The following is a 20,220-nucleotide window of genomic DNA, read 5'->3' on the forward strand; positions in this document are numbered from 1 at the left end:
ACATGAACAAAATGAACAACGAAACAAATCGCCTAACTTATTGCCTTTATTGAAATATTTTTAACCGGACACTAGTGAGATAATTTAAAAATGGGTGGCATTCCTTGTCTCAATCCTTTTTTCTCAAAGGTACATCTCTATTCTGTAAAAGATGTGAAGTTTATTTTAACGAAGACGATTATTGGGTCTCAATCCTTTTTTCTCAAAGGTACATCTCTATTAAGATTTAACTTGGTGTAAAAATCAAATATTTGAAATGAAAGGTCTCAATCCTTTTTTCTCAAAGGTACATCTCTATTTATAATGTCTTATTGGTGGTCTTATAAACCTGGAGACATTGGTCTCAATCCTTTTTTCTCAAAGGTACATCTCTATTGGGAATTTCCTGAAATGTATGAACATCTTGAAAGAGTTGAAAATAGTCTCAATCCTTTTTTCTCAAAGGTACATCTCTATTTCCATAGCGAGCCAATAGGATTCTATTCCCTAATAGAGGCATAGTCTCAATCCTTTTTTCTCAAAGGTACATCTCTATTCTCAAATTAAAAGTAAAGGTTTATTAAACATTGTCTTAATCAAGTCTCAATCCTTTTTTCTCAAAGGTACATCTCTATTCACTAAAAAACCTTCTTTGTATAAAGCAGGAGCGGAAAAGGTCTCAATCCTTTTTTCTCAAAGGTACATCTCTATTACCTGAATTTAACCTCGGCCATGTTCAGGTATTTCCAAAGTGTCTCAATCCTTTTTTCTCAAAGGTACATCTCTATTCCCAAATATCACATTTTAAAATCTATCCAAGAAAAAGATTTGTCTCAATCCTTTTTTCTCAAAGGTACATCTCTATTGATGAGAATGGCTTTATAAGAACTAAGGTTGATAAAACCAAAGTCTCAATCCTTTTTTCTCAAAGGTACATCTCTATTCTGGACTAATTTCATTATTATTTAAACGATTTTGAACTAAAGTCTCAATCCTTTTTTCTCAAAGGTACATCTCTATTCCTGCCTTCCTAATCTCCAATCATTCCACTCCTTTATCCCCCACCTTGCGCGAACCTTTTTCCCAAAATCATCTTTACCCTCCAACCACACTTTACCTTACTCCTTTTTTCTCAATCATCCCAACTAATTAGACCTTTGCGCCAACCAGACCCAATTTTGCCCATTTCCCCCTTTTTGCCAGGTCAGCGCACATTTTCCCCCCCCACTTATAGTAGTTACAATCCTATAATCCATAGCTACTCCTACGGTTAAATTTCCAGCTTAATTGCATCAGTAGCAAATTTATGCAAAATTGATGCAATCAATGTTTGGTATGGAATAGCAGATTCAACACTTTTCCTTTTTTATCTTAAACAAATCCTGTCTGGACAATCTAATGCTTATCTGCGCCTTTTTATTCACATAGTCTTTCGCTACTTCCTGAAACATCATTTTTTCTTTTGCAACATTGTCCCACTGTTTATACTTGCCACTTTCTAAATCGTCCAGAATTTCCATTTCTTCTCTATCCAGTTCTTGTTCTAGAATTTCCTTCATTTTTTTCTCATAAATATTTTCTAGTCATTTTTCTACTGGGAATGATTGCTTTTAAAAAAAGTTCATTTTATTTTTATTGCTCACGAATGGCACTTTGCAGTAGTATTCGTTGATTTCAACTATCATACTCTTCTGATGAGGATATTTGGCTTGATTGTAATGTCCTAGTATATCAAGAATATCTTCCTGAGACATCGCCCAAATAACATCTTCAAAACATATCCCTCTAAATTGATTATAGTCTCAATCCTTTTTTCTCAAAGGTACATTTCTATTCTGTCTTTTAACTTTTCAAAAATTTCCATATCTTCTATCAATCTTTTGCAGACAATCTTCCTGCCATCTCCACAAATATCCACCACCTTCCATCTCATAACAATTTTATCTTTAAATTTCCACATATTACATTTTGCGCATACCAAAGGCATTTCCCCAATATTTTCAAACCGTCCTGAGGCCCACGCAAATAGAGCCAAGCAGCCACAAAATCTAAATATCTTTTTGCCCTCCATACTTCTTCCCCAAATAAACAGCCGCCCAATTCAATGCATTTTTAGACTCATCAGAAATACGAATCCTGAACCTGGCGCCAAAATCCTTGTGTTTATAGGTTCCGATTAATTTGTATCCATCTTTGTCCGACTTTACTCTGAAATGCTTGCCCTTAATGTCTCTTTGTCCGTAATATGGTTCAGTATGGATAGTCTTTATCCATTTATTTTCTTCCCAAATCTTGTTGACAAACTTCTTAAGACCGCCTGGATAATGGTGGTCATTGCCAAAAGTGGGCTCTTTGCGTTCTACTGCCTTTTCAAGTGTTTGCGGCGCGCTCTGATGTCTTCTGTCATAGCTAAGCAGATAAACCTGCCCAATCGGACTCAATTCATAAAGCCTTTCGCCATCAACCTCCACCTCGGTCAAAAATATTTTGAGCCTTTCATCTATCACCCCCAGCTCGCTCTCCGCAAAACAACTCCCTTGTTCAAGACTCATCAATATATCTGCGTTTTCACCCACTAGGTCATAGTCCAACGAAATTGGCAAGGGAGGAAAATCAATGATCTCGTTGAAACGTTCATGCTTGTAGTAAACGGGTATGTTCAGTGCCTGTCCGATAACCACGGCAATGGCAATCTGCGCTTTATAGCCCCCTGTTGCATCCAGGGCGACAAACCTCTCGCCCCCAAATCTCTGGATATAGTCGCCTATGGTTTTGACCAGGTTCCTGAGTCCTTTAGTCCTGAAGTCCCTTGGCGCCTCATCCTGCAAATTTTCGATCACGGCATAATCCAGGGTCTTAAATTTCAAATCCTTTCTCAGGGCAAAATATTTCTTCAGGAACTGCCCCATGTTCCTGCCCTGTTCAGTATCAGAAACAAGAAAAATAAGGTTATCCAAGTCTATCCCTTTTTTATACCTTAAGTGTTCAATGGTATTGATCTCTGCCCCGCAACAACCATGCGCAGGATCAATGTTTGCCATTAACCTGGCCACTCTTTTCCAATCCTTTTGCTCCGAGGAGAGCCGAATTTCTTCCCACTCAGCCGGCATGTCCGAGCCTGGTTCCAGCCGTTTCAAATTGCCCAGAAAACTGGTTCCTACAGTACAAAGAAGCGTATTTCTCATGGCTCGCTCCGTTTTTATATAATTTCCAGCAATTTTTTATACCAATCTTTCTTTTTGCACCTTTTTTCAGACCCGTATCCTTAATAAACTCCACAATTATTGCGCTTGCCTGTTTTTGAAACTCAGTGTCATCATCGTCTAAAACCTCGCGGCCAATATTAGGCGGCGAGCCGGCACGCTGATTAGCAGGCATGGCACCCAAACGCAGCGTCAGGGCAGCAATTTTTTGCGCACTTACCTCCAAAGGATCAAGTTTATCCTGCTTTAGAATTTCAGGCGCCGATCCTTGCTGGCCCTGCGCATTCTCTGTTTGAGATTTATATGGCTTATAAGCGGACAAAATATTTTTCGGACAAAATCCCTCTTGCAAACGCAGCATAACCCAACCAAAAGGATACCTGCTTCCGGCAAGAGTCCTAGTTTGTGCCTTAAACTATTCTGCCCTTATTTGTTTTGTCTGTTGGTCTGCTCACCTCATCCCAGGTCATACTCTCAACATGAGGGTATTTCCCAAGCCGCAATAAAGCACAGGTTTTGCTGTTTTTTATTTGCTCTATCCGCTCCATTACCGGCCTTAAACTGGCTATCTATAAAATTTTTCCATCTCTTCCTGAAATCTAGCGCAATAAAACAGGTTTAAAGCCAGCACAAGCTCACCTAAACCAAAAAAAAATATTTTACGTTCGCATTTTTTAAGGTTTTTGTCCGCAAAATTGCCAATAATGTAAGTGAACTATATTGGAATAAAGTCTCAATCCTTTTTTCCTAAAGGTACATCTCTATATGCAGACTAGGGTACAGATGTATGATGCTGCATTAAGGTAGTCTCAATCCTTTTTTCTCAAAGGTACATCTCTATGAAAGAAAAAGGTTAAATAGATAAATGGAGGGTTTATCATGTCGGGTCTCAATCCTTTTTTCTCAAAGGTACATCTCTATTTTATTTAAAGATTTAGCGGAATTGTACTATAGAGGGTTCGCGTCTCAATCCTTTTTTCTCAAAGGTACATCTCTATATGCAGACTAGGGTACAGATGTATGATGCTGCATTAAGGTAGTCTCAATCCTTTTTTCTCAAAGGTACATCTCTATAAGCTATGATTAAAGCTTATTGTAAAAAATACGAAATTGACGAAAATGTCTCAATCCTTTTTTCTCAAAGGTACATCTCTATTATATGTGTAAAGATATAGAAATGGCAAAACTTGCCGATTGGTCTCAATCCTTTTTTCTCAAAGGTACATCTCTATGAAATAACAAGTTGAATATATATGAGGGGTTAATGCCCGTCTCAATCCTTTTTTCTCAAAGGTACATCTCTATTTCAAAAAATACCTAATGCTGTATGTTGTGTTGGAATTGCTTTGTCTCAATCCTTTTTTCTCAAAGGTACATCTCTATAGCGAACCGATAGGATATAGAGTTATAATTTAACTTCCCTGTCTCAATCCTTTTTTCTCAAAGGTACATCTCTATACTGCCTTCCTAATCTCCAATCATTCCACCCCATTATCCCCCACCTTGCGCGAACCTTTTTCCCAAAAATCATCTTTACCCTCCAACCACACTTTGCCTTACTCCTTTTTTCTCAATCATCCCAACTAATTACAGCTTTGCGCCGACCAGAGCCAATTTCGCCCACTTTCCCCTTTTTGCCAAGTCAGCGCACATTTCCACCCACTTATCCATATCACCGCACAACCCAGCTTACAGATGCTCATCTAACCTATCCACCACAAACACATTCCCTTCAAAATACCCATAAACCCTATCTCCCTCACCAGTCCACGCGTAAAACTCGTGCGTACACGGCTCCATTGCCTTTCCCTCAATGGGGTGAAAGCGCAAACTCCTGGGATTAAATCCTTCATCTCTCAAACATCTAATAAGCTGGTCAATGCGATCGTTCATTTCTTTTTTTCTAGCCTCAGGTAATCCATTAATCTGTTTTACAAATTTTTCAGAAAACCGCACATATTCCACTGGCTCCGGCCAGAGCCGCTCTCGATACAAGACTTCTTTGGCCCTGTTCCAGACCACCTTGCCCCAAGGTGAAAAATCCACTTCTTCTTCCAGCCTGAAGACAAATATCTCAGGTAATCTTTCTGCTTCTTCAGGCTTTAGAAGCCTTGCCTCAAGCCGTCTGAACAAAGAAATGTTTTTTTTAATCCCCCCTTCCATATCAATTTGAATGGGCAGTCTGGGAATACGCAGCAGGGTTGAACCAGACTCAAACACATAAATAATCTCATCTGCATAAAACATGGCAATGACCTGCAAAAAACCCTGCACGCTTTTAAATCCTCCTGTCAGGTTAAACACAATGTGATATTGGTTTTGCCTGTAACCTGGCAAAGTAGAATCAAACAACTCTGCCAGTTCTGTTAAAGCCAATTGAAAGGACAGCATATTTTCTGTTTGTAAATCTGTTTGCCGATGCACCTCAACGCTCATTTTGTCATTTTGCTTGATGAGCCAATCACGAATCATGGTGCCTGTTTGTTCACCAAGCCAAGTATCAGTACAAAGCAGAAAATGATAATCACCTGCCATGAAGCGACCATTGTAAAATTTCACCAATGCGTTTAGTTCGGCAGAACGCCTGGTTACACCTGCGGGGCCGAGGGCAAACAATTCTTCCTTTACCTTTTGTACCCTTTTTTCCAGCAATGACCGATGTTCAGGTTCTATATCGCCTGGATTTTTATAATTGGCATAACGGGTCAATAAGGCGCGTGTTTCACCATCAGCCCCGCCGGTTAAAAGACTTGTTCCGCATGGAGACACAATGTAATTGGGCATAATTCTTCCTCCACAGCCATAATTTTTATCCGTTCACCAGTTCATGATACCATTTCTTTTTCTTTACGCTTTTCTTCAAACCTGTCTTTTGCACAAATTCCACAATAACCTGCCTGGCCTGATTTTGAAACTCTGTATCCTCATCAGCCATGACCTCATGTACAATATTAGGCAGAGAACCTGCCCGCTGATTGGCTGGCAGGGCTTCAAGACGCTGTTGCAAGCTCTTCAATTTCTCCCTGCTCTGATTAACTTCCGGCTCCTGTAGGTCCTGATCCGGTTCGTCAGCTTTACTGTGCTCTTTTACGCTTGCTGTTACAGGCATGGCAAAAGACGGGATATGCTCGTCGGGACTGTAACCCTCGTCAAAGGTAAGTAATACCCAACCAAAAGGATAGCTGGCTTCGGCCAGGGTCCTGGTAGTGCCATAAACATATCTATTTCCAATTTTTTTGCCTTTTGGTTTGCGCACCTTATCCCAGGTCATGCTTTCCACATGGCAAAAATGACCAATCCGCATCAATGCCTGATTGTTTTTTATCTGCTTTATGCGCTCCATCACAGGCTTTAAGCCAGCACCTACCTGACGCAAATGAGGAAGATTATAAAACTTTGTTATTTCTTCCTCAAACCTGGCCCGATAAAATTGATTCAGGGCAAGCAACAATTCATTCAAGCCAAAACTAGGTATTTTGCGCTTGCACTTTGCATCTTTTTGATCCGCAAAATCACCAATGGACAACCTGGCCTTCAGGCGCAAATCATGTCCTGCGCAAAGACATTTTAGAGCCTCAACATAACCTTTCGGCACAGACCGTTTATTCGGATTTTTACCCACTTCCACAGGACGCACAATTTCAGCTCCATCCTCAGGCACAACAGCATCAGATATTTTAAGGTGTTTAAAAACGTCAAAACGAACATCGCCAAAGATAATCTTATTATACGAGTCAAAACACTCCTTTTGTTTACGCTCGTTGAAAGAACATTTTCGCTCTGCCTCGGCAGTTACAGTATGAGCCAAAAAACTTCCTATGGCCGTGCGTATGGCTCCCTTAATACTGCTGCCCGGAACATAGGCATAATCTCCCACAGGATTGCGCGGCAAAAGATTAATGCGCAATTCATTTTCATTACGCTTGCCCTGCATGGCCTGACTGTAAAAATCCACCAATTCCTGTGCTGCCACAGGTATTTTTGCTGTTGCATAACTGCTTATATCTCTGGCTCTGCTTAAAATACGCCTTAATTCCAGATAATTGTAATTTTTTAACGCCCTTGCCACATCTGGCTCCTGCGCATGGTCAGCAAACCACCGGCCACTATCCACAAGAAAAATATACGCATCTTTGTCCTGTTTTTGCAGCACATAATTTAACGCATCCAGGTCTTCACCAGTTCCAACATGCACAGGCGTTAATACTTCCAGAGTCAGGGTATAATATGTCATATTCCACCTCCGACAATACGAAGCGGTAACCACAGGCCCATAGCATAGTGCCTTATGCGTGCATCCACATGCACATCCTGTAAAAGTGCCCCAGCTGGCGCAGTATTGTCCTTAAAAACAGCTCCTGGTTCCAACAAAATCATTGGTTTTTTAAAGGGATTGGGTTTACTGCCATCAGGGCTATGCACAGCAAAACTACCGCCTAATTTACCAAATCTGGAAAATACACTATAATAGCAAGGTAAATCTGGCATCCTCTCAAATCCCAGCAAAGACAGGCTCATCCAGGCATTGTATTCTTTCAGGTCAAACAAACACCCAGGATTAAACTCATTGTCCTGCTCAATAACAAGTTGCCCTGCACCAGTGCTTTTATCTTTGCCAAAGCCAGTAGGCACAATATATTCCTGCCAAACTTCATCCCATAAGTTTTGATATTCCTGAGATGCAAATTTCACATACACATCAAAACAACTGCCCGGATTAGCCCAGCTTTCACGGACAAAATACAGGCCCCCAGGTTCAAGCACAGTGCCTGTCTTGCGGCTAATAGTGTTGTGGGCACGCACTATTGATTTCCAGACGCTCTCCTGGTTATTTCCTCTAAACGTTTTCTGATTTAACTTCTCTGCTGCCATACAAATCATGTTTTCCTGAGTTGCATTCTCACGCAATCTTAACCAATCATCTATAGCTATCCATTTTTGCTTACGAATCTTCTTTAAAACCTGACTGCCCCAGAACAGCTTTTCATCCTCGCTTTTATCTCCTAATTTTTCATTAGCAGCAGCTATCTTCAAAGCTAATTTTCTAAGAAGCGACCTCTCAAGGGCTGGTAAGACAGGCAAAGGCAAATAGTTATGGGGAAAGGCGCAGGAAATAAGCATGGGCGCATCTTCCAAAAGGACATCATCAAACGCATCCAAAAAAGATTGTAAAAACTTCTCCCCCTTAAGATAACGCAGCCCCCAGCAAAGATGACCAAAAATAGTGTCAGAGTAGAGTGGCGTTATCAAACGGGATAAAAGGGTTATTTTATAACGCACATACATAATTAATCTCCATTTTCAGATTGCAAACCAACAGGCACATCCGCTTTTAATGCCTCCTGTAAATGTTCGTATTTGACTTCCTCTTCATCAATGCGCACATTACAAAATTTAATCTGACCACAACCTCTTGAACCACATCCACCCAGGGCATCAAGTTCTAAAAGAGCCATTGCCTGTTTGATGGCTGTTAAAATATTATTCTTGTTTTGCCCATCAAGATCAAAAAGACGAACACTAATGTTAAAATCAAATTCTACACCAGCAGGGACTCTTTCTAAAGGACGGGGATTTTCTGCTGTGCCTTTTATCCGATTAATGACATTTTCGTACTTAATTTCCATTGGTAAATCGCCATTTCTAAATTCATTTTTCCATTTTTCAGTCATATAGGCATCACGCACCAAGATACGCGTTGGACCTATCTTGGTTTTGCTTTTCTCAGCTCCACTAAACCCAAAAAGGCAACAAACTATACATTTACCACAATCACAGGGACCACCATCTCCTTTTAGCTTATTGTATTTTACTTCCAACAAAGAACGCATTTTGCCTTTTAAAGATGAACCAGGAATATAAGGTTCACCTGTCAAAGGATGTTTGATAATTGGCTGATCTAGGCCACCAATTTCCAGGGCTGCATCACCACCGCCAATGTGTAAACCAGTTAACAGCTTAATTGTGCCTGTAATATGAGTAATTTTTTGTAATTGCATTGTGTACCTCCATTAATTAATCTTTAATCCATATTCTTTGGCAAAATGATAGTAAAATCCAACTACAGCTTCAAAAAACAATATGAAATCCATAAACTGCTCTTCTGTTTGTATATCTTTTACTGCATTTTCAATAAATTGCCTAAAACTTTGAGGAATTTTACCCCTCGCTGCATTGTAATTAACCTGCGCAACCTGCAAGGCAATTAATGGTTCTAATTTTTGATAATCAAGACCATTTTTTAACTTCATTTCCAAACGTTTAAACTCACCGTAAAATTTTCGTAACTGACTGCTGCTCAATGTTTCTGTTTGTCTGTTACTTGCTTTACCATTTCTTTGTTTTCTTATAAATTTGTCAGCTTCTTGTCTTGCTTTGTCTATTAAATCTTCTTTAGTCAGCATACCACACCTCCTTATTTTCTTATTGCACAAAGTGCATATTGTATTCCAACTATGTTTTTAGCAAATCCTTTTGCGCCTTCATTTACCTGAATAAGCTCGCGCAAATACTTAATTTCATCTTCATTTTGCACTTTTCCCTCCTTTACCTTCATTATGTTTCTGGCCAGATCATAAAGGGCGTGAGAAACATAAAGTCCGCAACGCCAATCAAAAGATGATTTTTGCTCACTGTCTTCCCATCTTGCAATGACTTCTGCATCCCTGGCATACTTTAACAAACGATAGATAAAGGCCCTGCTTACCAGACTATCTTTGTCCATAGCCATTTCTGCCAGCCTTGTTCCAACTTCCACCTGCCTTTCCAGTTCATCCCAGGTCAACACCTCATCAAACAGACAAACAGCATCTTTAACTGTAAACCCCTGTTCGTCTTTTCTGGCCTTGGCCTTTTCCAGGGCTTCCTCTGCCAGTGGTGCTGCCCTGCGCACTGGAAAACCTGGTTTTATCAGATACAAACCACAGGAAAGGGAAAAGTCTTTATTGCCCGCACAAAACTCAGCAAACTCCTTTCTTATCTCCAGCGCCAGATCTATAGTCTGATGCCAAGGACCAATGAGGAAAAGATCATCTCCGCCAGCAAAGACCACATAAGTATCCTGAAACTTCTCTGTCTGTTTTAACTTCTCCACTAGATAACCAGCAAAAAACACATTGAGCATCCTGGACAGCGAGGCAAACCTGGATAAGGAAAGCCGTTCTTTTAAGCCCAGGCTAAACACCAACCCCAGGTTATCCACATCTGCCTTTAAAAGACATAATAAGGCCCTTCCCCTGCGATCTTCACCTTCGCCTTCACACGATTTCAAGGCAATAAGACCAAAAGTCTTTGTCCGTCCTGGCAAATCTTCTTCTTTAACGTCAGGATAACTCTCTTTTGCCAATTTAAAAAAATCTTTATTCTTTAACTCCTCTCCTGTAATTTGAGGCATAAAACCAGCAAGCCACCATTGACCAAACTCAGTATCTGGCTTTACTCCTAAAACTAAGTCTGCCTTTTTTAAATCAATCTCATTTTCTGCATTGATAAACACATTTATATTTCCAAACACCTGAAACCCGTCGCGGCCAAACACAACATATCTGGCTCCGGGTAGCTTCTTGCCAATGATTTTAATTTGTTCATAACACAAAGAACAAACAGAAGCGCCATCAATCTCTTTTTCTGCAGGCAATTTTTCACAGGCTCTGCATTCACCTTTCCAGGCATACAAATCATAACCATCGTCCAGAACAGAACCTTTTTGTTTTAAATAACTTTGAAAACGTGTATGCTTACTTTCATCCAGACAGAGATTAAATTTATCCAGGGTGGAGGCAAAATTTTCCAGCAGCAAATCTTTACCACTGACTTCCAGATGGGCCAGACAAAGGGCCAGTTCACCTTTAAAGCTGGCAATAAAAAACTCATCCACTTTAGTCTGAAAGTCTGCCACTATTTTTTTCACTCGCGGGGTATTGGGCAAAAGTAAAATAAACTTGCCTCCAGCATCCATCACCTGAGCAACCAGACCAAGCCCTGCCTGTTTACAAAAGTCCAGAGTTATTGAACGCGTAAGTACCTGCAAATAAAAGGACCTGGCCCGAAATAACCGCACAGCCCCTTTGATGCCACTTTCACTTACGCCAAAAATAAAGCGCTGAATCCCTGAAAGGTCGCCACCAAACAAAATAAATTTCTTAGCATCATCTACCTGTGTTAGTGCTACCTCTGGATGGTCCTGATGATAAAGCCACAGGGCCTGGGCAACGGCAGCGGTAACCAGACAGTGGTCATACAAGGAGATATCCGGCAGGGTTTTGTAAGAAGAAGACGGCACGCACCAGAGATATTTTTCCATGATGCGCAGAAGCCAGGGCAGATAGTGCTTAAAGGGCAAGTTTTCAGGCATTTTTTCCAGTTCAGCAAGAAATCCTTTATACAAATTCTCGTATTCCTGGCCAAACTCATCCTCTTTTTTATCTTCCTCTTCCAGTCGTTGGACCGAAAAAATAGCCTCTTTTTCCGGCTTAAACTCCACGAGCTTCATCCGCCATTTGCCTGGCTCAAAAAACTTATTTTGAGCCAATGACACCTCTTCCAGGATGCAATTGAGCCGGGCAGCGCGAAAATCTTCTGTAATTTTGTCCTTCACCCGATCAATACCAGCAGCCAGCCTATCCCCAACTGCAACACACATCTGATCCAGCCTTTCTTCATGAGGCTTATGATGAATGGACGCCAGAATTGCGAGTTCATCGCGCCTGCCTTCGAGTTCCGCAGGCAAAGGCAAAAAATGACGCACAAAATAGTCAGTATAAAGCACATGCCAGTGCGAATGGTGCCCATCTTTAAAAGGCATCAACTCGTCATCCTCTGGACTTCTGTCCGCTTTTGCCCGCTGCCCCAGCTTGCCTATATCGTGCACAAGGCCAGCCAACACAACCATCATTTGTTTTTCATCCATAATTCTTCTCCTTCAAACACCTTCACGCTTCCACACATTTATATTTTCCCAGCCCAAAACTGGTGTTTTTGCCTACATGGAAATATTGGCCCAAGAGCAAAAAGGGCCAGAAAGGCTCAAAATCGCCTTTAAAAGTAATGGATCCCACAAGGCCACCGCTTGGCATAATTGATTTCTGTCTTGTGGAGTATCGGCTCCAATGAAACCACTTAGTATTGTCCTCCAGCGTTTGAATGTTGGCTGCCAGATCAATCAAACCCTTGAAATCAACATCTGGTTGAGCAGCACAGTGAAATGTGGACAAAAGCGCTATCCGGCGCAGAAGGGAGCGAAACAAATCCTGAAAACTCAAACCTTTTTTTATGACCTGTCCTTTGCGCACAAGCTTGAGAGGGGTCAAAAATTCCAAGCTAATCCGCTCTCTTGGTGGCGCGGAAGCTAAAAGTTCGCTCCATTCAAATGGTGTAACAGGCTTAATCTCGCTAGAGCCCTGAGAAAAAACAGTTTTGTCCTTGCAGCGCACACATTCCAGAATGCATTTGCCTTTGTCCGCTCCTATCCCCTGGTTGCCCAGGGCCTCCATAACCAAAACAAAATAGGGTAAATAATCTATGGCCTTGCCTATCAAAGTTAAACCTACAACAAGCCTCGCATTTCTCTTTACCAGACGCTCCTTACCAAGAGGTGGACAAAGAACAAATGGGTGAGGTATATGCTCGTACTTACGCATAATCTCTGCCTTTTGGGGCCGAGGGGTCTCAAATACATAGGCATAAATACAGGATGTAGCTAGTATGCAATCCTTACACTCAGATGTAGACCTAGCAACGCATACGCTCTTTTTAAAAATATGGCCAAATCCGCCCCTGAAGGTAGCACCTTTGTATGCAGGGAGCACAAACTCCTCTTTTGCACTAAACTCAAATTCCAACGGGAGAAGTTTCATCTCTTCCATCCAAGACATACCAACACCTATTCTAGTCAAAAGTTTAAGATATAAATTGAAAATACAAATAACAGCTATAACTAAATGACTCAATAACAGACCAGCCATTAAAATTACTATCAAAAAAACTCCATAAATCTTTATAAACAATATTTAGCAAATATTGTTTTACCAAAGAAAACATAATTCATTGGAAAAATCATAAAATTACAATCTCTTAAATAGGTTTGCAAAGAAAGACAATAACTTCACTAATGTCCGATTAGAATCGGGTTAAATTTCAGGGGAAATATGGTAATCAACGGTTTTTTGACGGTCCAAGTTGCCGTGAACCTAAGTTGAGCAATTTTTAGGCGCCAAAAAGATACTTCAAACATGGTTTCATCAAGGACCTGCCTGAGATACCAGGTTGCCTGAAGAAGTAGTGCTGGACTGGCCTATTCGTAGGTAGGGTGCAGATAGATTGATCATTCCGGAAGCGTTGATTTTGATATCGCTTTTCATGCGAAAGAGTAACGATGTTTATTGATCCTAAGAATCGCCTTAAAGATTCTGAAATCTGCCGGCGAATGTTTTGCGCTGGGCCAAGATTCCGGTTAAGATGAAGTAAGCTCTCAACAAGGAGGACCTTGCTGAATCTCGGCGGCGTCTACGGTGACAAGGACGCGGGCAATCCCATCGAGTACGACCTCTTAAAACTCGTTCTCACGAACGACTCTTTTTATATTCTCTCGCTCCCCCCACTTCTCACTCCTCAAGTTCCCTTTATTTTGCTAACTACTTCTTATCCTCAACAATCCCCCTGGCTGAGTTAAAAGGCAATCTTCCTTGACGCTGTCTTCGATTTCAAATAATCAACTGGGTTTTCATAAGCTTAAAAAGTACGTGAGCAAACACCGACCGTTTAACCGTTTAAAAGAAGTTAGGAACATAGGAAGTTAAGGAGTTTGGAGAATACCGAAAGGACCAGTTCATCCTTCCCCTCCAATCTTCCCAGCGACCCAACTTCTTAACTTCCCATTTTGACCACGTACTCGAAAATTAAAGAATAGAGGTAAGTTAAGTTGAACAAGGAGCATTCAAAAGAAGAAAGTCAAATCTTAAAGCACCGCAGGGAAAAGGCCAAATTTCTTCAAGATGCTGGGATCCCTCTTTACCCCAATACCTTCCGTAAAAACACCGATATTGCTGATATTTTAGACAAATACGGGTCATTTACTGTTGAGCAGTTGGAAGAGGTAGGAAACGACTTTTTGGTTGCCGGCAGGATTGTGGCCCTGCGCTCTTTTGGCAAGGTAACTTTTTTTCATATCCAGGACCATACGGGCAAAATCCAGGTCTATGCCCAGCGCGATCTTATCGGCCCTGAGAATTATAAAATTTTCAAAAAATACGACATCGGGGACATTGTTGGAGTCAAGGGAGGCCTGTTCCGGACCAAGACCGGTGAGCTGACCATCAAGGCCGAGCACATTGAGCTGGTGACCAAATCCATGCGCCCGTTGCCGGAAAAATACCATGGTCTTAAAGACGTTGAGACCAGGTACAGGCAGAGATATGTGGACCTTATCGTCAATCCCCGGGCCAGGGAAATTTTTATCAAACGGACCCAAATCGTCCGCTTTATCCGCAATTTCTTAGACTCCAAGGGATTCATGGAAGTAGAGACCCCCATGATGCAGCCTATCCCAGGCGGGGCAACTGCCAGGCCCTTTGAAACTCATCACAACGCCCTGGATATGAAGCTTTATTTACGCATTGCCCCGGAACTTTACCTGAAAAGACTTTTAGTAGGTGGTTTTGAGCGAGTTTATGAAATCAACCGCAACTTCCGTAATGAGGGAATCTCCACCCAGCACAATCCAGAGTTCACCATGCTTGAATTCTATATGGCCTATGCTGATTTCCACATGCTCATGGAGCTTACCGAAGAACTATTTTCCAAGCTGGCCACGGAAATCTGTGGCAGTCCCAAGATTACCTACCAGGGCCAAACCGTTGACTTGACACCACCCTGGAATAAACTTTCTTTTTATGAATCCCTGGAAAAGATAGGGGGGCTTAAGCCAGAGGATTATCAGGATTACGACCGGGCCAAGGAATTGGTCCGGAAACTAGGGGAAAATGCTCAAGTGGGCGAAAAGCTGGGCAAACTCCAGGCCAAACTCTTTGACATCCTGGTTGAACCGAAACTTATCCAGCCCCATTTTATCTATCATTATCCAACTGATATTTCCCCGTTATCACGCAAAAATGAACAGGATCCAACCATAACTGACAGGTTCGAACTATTTATCACCGGTCGGGAAATGGCCAATGCTTTTTCTGAGCTCAACGACCCCTTTGATCAACGTGCCCGCTTTGAAGAACAGGTCAAGGAAAAAGAAGCAGGTGATGACGAAGCCCACCGTATGGACGAAGATTATATCCGGGCCCTGGAGTACGGTATGCCCCCGGCAGGCGGCGAAGGCATTGGCATTGACCGCTTGGTCATGCTCCTTACTGACTCACCATCCATTAGGGAGGTCATTCTTTTCCCTCTACTAAGACCAGAGGTTGCATCCGGTTAATGAACTTTGAACTCTTTGTCTCTCTTCGCTACCTTTTGGCCAGGCGCAAGCAGGCCTTTATCTCCATTATTTCCCTTATCTCCATTTTAGGGGTGGCCATGGGGGTGGCCTCTTTAATTGTGGTTCTGGGAGTAATGAACGGGTTCAGCCAGAACCTGAGAGACAAGATCCTGGGAGTCAATGCCCATGTGATTGTTAGCAGCTTCCAGGGAGGCATCGCGAACTACTATAAGCTCAGCCGGAAGATAAGCTCTCTCTCTGAAGTTAAAGGCATAACTCCTTTCATCTATACTGAAGTTATGCTCAGTACCCCTGGAGGGGTAAAAGGAGTGGTTTTGCGCGGCATTGATCCTGATGTAGCGGGACAAGTGCTCAGCCTGGCCCAGGACATGCGTAAAGGAAAACTTGAGGACTTGAATAATCAAGGTCCGTTTCCGGGGATAATCATTGGCCATGAACTGGCCAGCCGTCTAGGCCTGGTCATCGGCAGCAAGGTAAACCTCCTTTCACCTGCAGGCAAAAAATCAGCCGCAGGCTTTTCCCCCAAAATAGAGATATTCGAAGTTCGGGGCATTTTTAAGACCGGCATGTACGAATACGATTCTTCGCTGGCCTATACCACCATCTCGGCCTGCCAGAAGCTGTTAGGTTTTAAAAAAGACCTGGTCACCGGGCTGGAAATACGCCTCCGGGACGTATACAAGGCAGAAGTCATTGGCCAAAAAATCCAGGAGCTACTCGGAGGTTATCCTTTTTATGTGCGAAATTGGATGGAGATGAACCAGAATCTGTTTTCAGCGCTCAAACTGGAAAAGACAGCCATGGGTGTCATCTTGATTATGATTGTTCTGGTCGGTTCATTTAGCATCATTACCACCCTGGTCATGTTGGTTATGGAAAAGACCAAAGACATTGCCATTATGATGTCCATGGGTGCTACTACAGCGATGATCCGGCGTATTTTTATGTTTCAGGGGCTGATTATCGGTTTTATCGGCACTAGCCTGGGGTATATCCTGGGTTTGTCTATCAGCTTGCTCCTAAAAAAATATCAGTTTATCAAGCTGCCGGCAGATGTATATTATTTAGATCACCTGCCTGTTCTTCTGGAATGGTCGGACATGATTGTCATCGGCCTGGTGGCCATGCTCCTTTGTTTTCTGGCCACTATTTATCCTGCCAGACAGGCGGCACGCCTCAAACCATCTGAGGCCTTAAGATATGAGTGATACTTTGTACGTCCTAAAGGGCTTGGGTAAAGAATATAAAACCCCCTCCGAGCAAGTAACGGTGCTCAAGAAGATTGATCTGGAGATCAGGCAAGGAGACAGTGTGGCCATTTTAGGGACATCCGGCTCAGGCAAAAGTACTTTGCTCCATATCCTGGGCACGCTTGATTCTCCATCCTGGGGGAAAATCACCTTTAGGGGTTATGACCTAACCAAGATTGATGCTAAAACCAAAGCTAATTTACGCAGAAAAGAAATTGGCTTTATTTTTCAGTTTCATCACCTTTTACCTGAGTTCAATGCCTTAGAAAATGTGGCCATGCCGGCCATTATTTCAGGTATAAAAATGAACATGGCCAGGGAAATGGCTGCCAAAGCCCTGGAGCAGGTAGGTTTAAAGCACCGCATAGACCATAACGTAACAACTTTATCCGGAGGAGAAAGACAACGCGTAGCCATAGCCAGGGCCATCTTACTTAAACCCCGAGTCCTTCTAGCAGATGAGCCAACAGGCAATCTGGATGAAAATACCGGTGAATCCATCAGTCAACTTTTGATTAAATTAAATCAAGACTTGGGCATGACCCTGGTCGTTGTTACTCATAATAATAGTTTGGCCCAAAAAATGAATCAAAAACTAAAACTTCATCTGGGAGTATTGCATGAGATGTAGGGCACGAACCACAGGACCTGCCTTAGGCAGAAAAAGAGTGAGGTTAATCGGCTGGTTCTTTATCCTTTTTCTCTGGCTGACAGCTTCTGCTTATGCCCAGGACCTGACCAAAATCAGACTTATGGTCCTGCCTTTTGAAATAAATGCAGGCTCTGACCTGGACTATCTGCGTGAAGGACTGCCCAAGCTCCTGATTCAATCTCTTCGCGAACAGGGTTTTGTCGTTCAGGATTTTCAAGAGACATTAAAAATAGTTGAAGACCAGCAGGTAGATTATCTGGACCTGGCCACCGTCAAAGACCTGGCCCTGCTGGGGAATGCCCAATATGCCGTTTATGGCAATTTCAACCAGGTTGGGGAAACCATCAGCATTGATGCCCGACTGGTTGAAGCTTTTGGACTCAAAACTCCCAGGGCCCTTTTTGTGGTCAAAAAAGGGACCATCAATATCCTGCCGGCCATAGAAGAATTAGCGGCAAAGATAAAATTAGAGCTGCTCAAGAAAGAACGCATTACTGAAATTGAGGTCAAGGGAACCAAAATCCTGGATAAGGACGTGGTTTTACTGCGTTTAAAAATCCAGAAAGGTGATATCTTTGACCCAAAACAAATCAATACGGAACTAAAGAGACTGTTTGACCTGGGTTATTTTGATGATGTGCAATTCAAGGTAAGCGACCTGCCCGAAGGCAAAAAAATCACCATCATTGTAAAAGAAAAGCCTTTAATCCAGGCTATTAGCGTTATCGGGGCCGATGCCATTGACGAAGATGATATTTTAGAGGTCATGTCCACCAAAACCGGCTCGGTTTTAAACCCCAAGATCCTTGCCGAAGATTTAAACAAAATCCGAGAGTTGTATCGTAAAAAAGGATATTACCAGGCCAAAGTAAGCTATGAACTGGAACAGACCGACACCAGACAGGCCCGTTTAAACATAAAAGTCAAGGAAGGGGAAAAATTATATATCAAAAAAATTCGCATCGAAGGGGCCAGACAGCTCGACCCGGATGATCTCAAGGATCAACTGGCCCTGGCTGAACGAGGCTTGTTTTCCTGGCTGACGGGTAGCGGAGTGCTCAAAGAGGAACTTCTTGAACGTGATGCGGCCGCCCTGGAAGCTTACTATGGCAATCGCGGCTTTCTTGATGCCCGGGTGGGCCAGCCCGAAATAGAGTTTAAAGATGATGGCATCTACATAACCTTTAAGGTCATAGAGGGTCAGCGCTACAAAGTAGGTAAAATCGATTTTAAAGGGGATATCCTCGTTAGTGAAGACAAACTAAGGAACATAATCAAACTGGACGACCTGGCCGAGGAGGATGAATATTTTGATCGCTCGGTCATGCGCCACGATTTACAGGCCCTGGCAGACTATTATACTGATTTTGGCTATGCCTTTGCTGAAAGCGATGTTAAATTGGACAAAGACAAAAAAAACAATAAGATCAACGTAACTTATATCCTGAACAAAGGGCAAAAAATATTCATCCGCAGAGTGACCATTGACGGTAACACAAAGACCAGAGATAATGTAATCCGTAGAGAAATGCGGCTTTCTGACGGTGACCAATTCAGTGGAAGCGCCTTGCGACGATCCAATATTCGCCTCAATAAACTGGATTATTTTGAAACCGTAGAAATCGAGACCCTCCCCACAGACAGCCCGGATCAAATGGACTTAAAGGTAAAGGTCAAGGAGAAAGCAACCGGGATGCTCTCGTTGGGGGCCGGATACTCATCCCTGGACAAGTTCTTTGTTTCCGGTCAAATCCAGGAACGTAATCTTTTTGGCAAAGGATATGTCTTAGGGCTTAAAGGAACTTTTAGTGGCAGAAAGACAACCTATGATTTTAGCTTCTGGAATCCGCATCTCCATGACTCTAAGCTGGGGATCGGAGGAGACTTATATTTGATAGATGAAGAATTCTTTGATTATGACAAAAAATCCACGGGGGGCAAAATAAAGTTTGCCTATCCATTAGGTGAGTACACAAGGCTTTATTGGAACTATCGCCTGGAACAGTACGCCATTACTAATGTTAGCGATAGTGCAGATGAGGACATTAAAGCTTTAAAAGGCGAAAACTGGGCCAGTGCTCTTTATGTAGCCGCCTCCAGAGATACAACCAATAGACGTCTTAATCCCTCCAAGGGTAGCATCAACAGCCTATCCATAGAGTATGCTGGCGGCCTAATCGGTGGAGATGATAACTTTATCAAGTATATCTTCGACAGCAGCATTTATTATCCACTCTTCAAGGAAACAGTATTTCACTGGCATGGTCGAGCCGGCTATGTGACGCCCAATAGCGACGATGAAATTCCCTCTTTTGAACGTTTTTATATAGGTGGGATTAATAGTGTTCGCGGGTATCCCGGACGAGAAATTGCGCCTAAATACGACAATGGCGACTATAAAGGTGGAAACAAGGTCTTTTTTACCAACTTTGAATACCTTTTCCCATTAAATAAAGAAATAGGCCTTATGGGACTTGTCTTTTTTGATGCAGGTAATGCCTGGGATGAAACCGAAGGCATTGACCTTGACTTGTACAAGAGTGTCGGTGCAGGTATTCGCTGGTACTCGCCTCTTGGTCCCCTGCGCCTAGAATATGGCTATGGTCTGGATGAACTTGACGGTGAAAAACACAGCAAACTCGAATTTAGTGTTGGTCAGTTCTTTTAGGGAGTGTAAAGTGTGAGTTTGGA

Annotated in this window: 14 protein-coding genes and 2 CRISPR repeat arrays; of the genes, 4 read left to right on the forward strand and 10 right to left on the reverse strand. The window is 42.4% G+C overall.

Features of this window, described 5'->3' with window-relative positions; translation table 11 throughout:
- The first annotated feature begins 106 nt into the window (after positions 1-106).
- Positions 107-1,000: a CRISPR direct-repeat array (repeat unit 36 nt; unit sequence GTCTCAATCCTTTTTTCTCAAAGGTACATCTCTATT).
- 328 nt (positions 1,001-1,328) lie between these two features.
- The 10 genes from KFV02_RS04830 to cas6 all read right to left on the reverse strand — a co-directional run bounded on the left by KFV02_RS04830 (position 1,329) and on the right by cas6 (position 13,054).
- Positions 1,329-1,538, reverse strand: coding sequence for a hypothetical protein (locus tag KFV02_RS04830; protein ID WP_252380408.1), 210 nt, complete (start codon positions 1,536-1,538; stop codon positions 1,329-1,331).
- Positions 1,539-2,027: 489 nt separating this feature from the next.
- Positions 2,028-3,164 (reverse strand): putative CRISPR-associated protein, encoded by a 1,137-nt coding sequence (locus KFV02_RS04835; protein WP_252380409.1) that lies wholly within the window; start codon positions 3,162-3,164, stop codon positions 2,028-2,030.
- Complete coding sequence (locus KFV02_RS04840; protein WP_252380410.1) at positions 3,079-3,543, reverse strand: hypothetical protein; 465 nt, start codon at positions 3,541-3,543, stop codon at positions 3,079-3,081. The genes KFV02_RS04835 and KFV02_RS04840 overlap by 86 nt, the downstream gene beginning before the upstream one ends.
- A 369-nt stretch (positions 3,544-3,912) precedes the next feature.
- Positions 3,913-4,640: a CRISPR direct-repeat array (repeat unit 35 nt; unit sequence GTCTCAATCCTTTTTTCTCAAAGGTACATCTCTAT).
- Between the two features lie 231 nt (positions 4,641-4,871).
- Complete coding sequence (locus tag KFV02_RS04845) at positions 4,872-5,966, reverse strand: hypothetical protein (protein WP_252380411.1); 1,095 nt, start codon at positions 5,964-5,966, stop codon at positions 4,872-4,874.
- A 25-nt stretch (positions 5,967-5,991) separates the two neighbouring features.
- Positions 5,992-7,416, reverse strand: a complete 1,425-nt coding sequence (gene csm5 / locus KFV02_RS04850) for a type III-A CRISPR-associated RAMP protein Csm5 (RefSeq protein WP_252380412.1) — start codon at positions 7,414-7,416, stop codon at positions 5,992-5,994.
- Positions 7,413-8,468, reverse strand: a complete 1,056-nt coding sequence (csm4, locus tag KFV02_RS04855; RefSeq protein WP_252380413.1) for a type III-A CRISPR-associated RAMP protein Csm4 — start codon at positions 8,466-8,468, stop codon at positions 7,413-7,415. Before csm4 ends, csm5 begins: the two co-directional genes overlap by 4 nt.
- 2 nt (positions 8,469-8,470) lie before the next feature.
- Positions 8,471-9,181 (reverse strand): type III-A CRISPR-associated RAMP protein Csm3, encoded by a 711-nt coding sequence (csm3, locus tag KFV02_RS04860; protein WP_252380414.1) that lies wholly within the window; start codon positions 9,179-9,181, stop codon positions 8,471-8,473.
- A gap of 12 nt (positions 9,182-9,193) precedes the next feature.
- Positions 9,194-9,586, reverse strand: a complete 393-nt coding sequence (gene csm2 / locus KFV02_RS04865; protein ID WP_252380415.1) for a type III-A CRISPR-associated protein Csm2 — start codon at positions 9,584-9,586, stop codon at positions 9,194-9,196.
- An 11-nt stretch (positions 9,587-9,597) separates the two neighbouring features.
- Entirely contained in the window at positions 9,598-12,090 is a 2,493-nt protein-coding gene (cas10, locus tag KFV02_RS04870) for a type III-A CRISPR-associated protein Cas10/Csm1 (RefSeq protein ID WP_252380416.1), read from the reverse strand.
- 22 nt (positions 12,091-12,112) lie between these two features.
- Entirely contained in the window at positions 12,113-13,054 is a 942-nt protein-coding gene (cas6, locus tag KFV02_RS04875; RefSeq protein WP_252380417.1) for a CRISPR system precrRNA processing endoribonuclease RAMP protein Cas6, read from the reverse strand.
- 1,046 nt (positions 13,055-14,100) lie between these two features.
- Between cas6 and lysS the strand changes: the two genes are divergently transcribed.
- From lysS to bamA, 4 genes are read left to right on the forward strand one after another with little or no spacing between them, the layout of a single operon-like run.
- Entirely contained in the window at positions 14,101-15,606 is a 1,506-nt protein-coding gene (gene lysS / locus KFV02_RS04880; RefSeq protein ID WP_252380418.1) for a lysine--tRNA ligase, read from the forward strand.
- Positions 15,606-16,835, forward strand: coding sequence for a lipoprotein-releasing ABC transporter permease subunit (locus tag KFV02_RS04885; RefSeq protein ID WP_252380419.1), 1,230 nt, complete (start codon positions 15,606-15,608; stop codon positions 16,833-16,835). The genes lysS and KFV02_RS04885 overlap by 1 nt, the downstream gene beginning before the upstream one ends.
- Entirely contained in the window at positions 16,828-17,508 is a 681-nt protein-coding gene (locus tag KFV02_RS04890) for an ABC transporter ATP-binding protein (protein WP_252380420.1), read from the forward strand. Before KFV02_RS04885 ends, KFV02_RS04890 begins: the two co-directional genes overlap by 8 nt.
- Positions 17,498-20,197, forward strand: coding sequence for an outer membrane protein assembly factor BamA (gene bamA, locus KFV02_RS04895; protein WP_252380421.1), 2,700 nt, complete (start codon positions 17,498-17,500; stop codon positions 20,195-20,197). Before KFV02_RS04890 ends, bamA begins: the two co-directional genes overlap by 11 nt.
- Positions 20,198-20,220: the final 23 nt, after the last annotated feature.

This window comes from Desulfovulcanus ferrireducens (assembly GCF_018704065.1).
In the GTDB taxonomy this organism is placed as follows: domain Bacteria; phylum Desulfobacterota; class Desulfovibrionia; order Desulfovibrionales; family Desulfonatronovibrionaceae; genus Desulfovulcanus; species Desulfovulcanus ferrireducens.

Excerpts from the sequence above, each read along its gene's own strand:
- KFV02_RS04840 (WP_252380410.1), bottom strand. The coding sequence starts at position 3,543 with ATGCTGCGTTTGCAAGAGGGATTTTGTCCGAAAAATATTTTGTCCGCT.
- KFV02_RS04830 (WP_252380408.1), bottom strand. The coding sequence starts at position 1,538 with ATGAAGGAAATTCTAGAACAAGAACTGGATAGAGAAGAAATGGAAATT.
- csm4 (WP_252380413.1), bottom strand. The coding sequence starts at position 8,468 with ATGTATGTGCGTTATAAAATAACCCTTTTATCCCGTTTGATAACGCCA.
- csm3 (WP_252380414.1), bottom strand. The coding sequence starts at position 9,181 with ATGCAATTACAAAAAATTACTCATATTACAGGCACAATTAAGCTGTTA.
- KFV02_RS04885 (WP_252380419.1), top strand. The coding sequence starts at position 15,606 with ATGAACTTTGAACTCTTTGTCTCTCTTCGCTACCTTTTGGCCAGGCGC.
- bamA (WP_252380421.1), top strand. The coding sequence starts at position 17,498 with ATGAGATGTAGGGCACGAACCACAGGACCTGCCTTAGGCAGAAAAAGA.
- KFV02_RS04845 (WP_252380411.1), bottom strand. The coding sequence starts at position 5,966 with ATGCCCAATTACATTGTGTCTCCATGCGGAACAAGTCTTTTAACCGGC.
- cas10 (WP_252380416.1), bottom strand. The coding sequence starts at position 12,090 with ATGGATGAAAAACAAATGATGGTTGTGTTGGCTGGCCTTGTGCACGAT.
- KFV02_RS04890 (WP_252380420.1), top strand. The coding sequence starts at position 16,828 with ATGAGTGATACTTTGTACGTCCTAAAGGGCTTGGGTAAAGAATATAAA.
- csm5 (WP_252380412.1), bottom strand. The coding sequence starts at position 7,416 with ATGACATATTATACCCTGACTCTGGAAGTATTAACGCCTGTGCATGTT.
- KFV02_RS04835 (WP_252380409.1), bottom strand. The coding sequence starts at position 3,164 with ATGAGAAATACGCTTCTTTGTACTGTAGGAACCAGTTTTCTGGGCAAT.
- csm2 (WP_252380415.1), bottom strand. The coding sequence starts at position 9,586 with ATGCTGACTAAAGAAGATTTAATAGACAAAGCAAGACAAGAAGCTGAC.
- cas6 (WP_252380417.1), bottom strand. The coding sequence starts at position 13,054 with ATGTCTTGGATGGAAGAGATGAAACTTCTCCCGTTGGAATTTGAGTTT.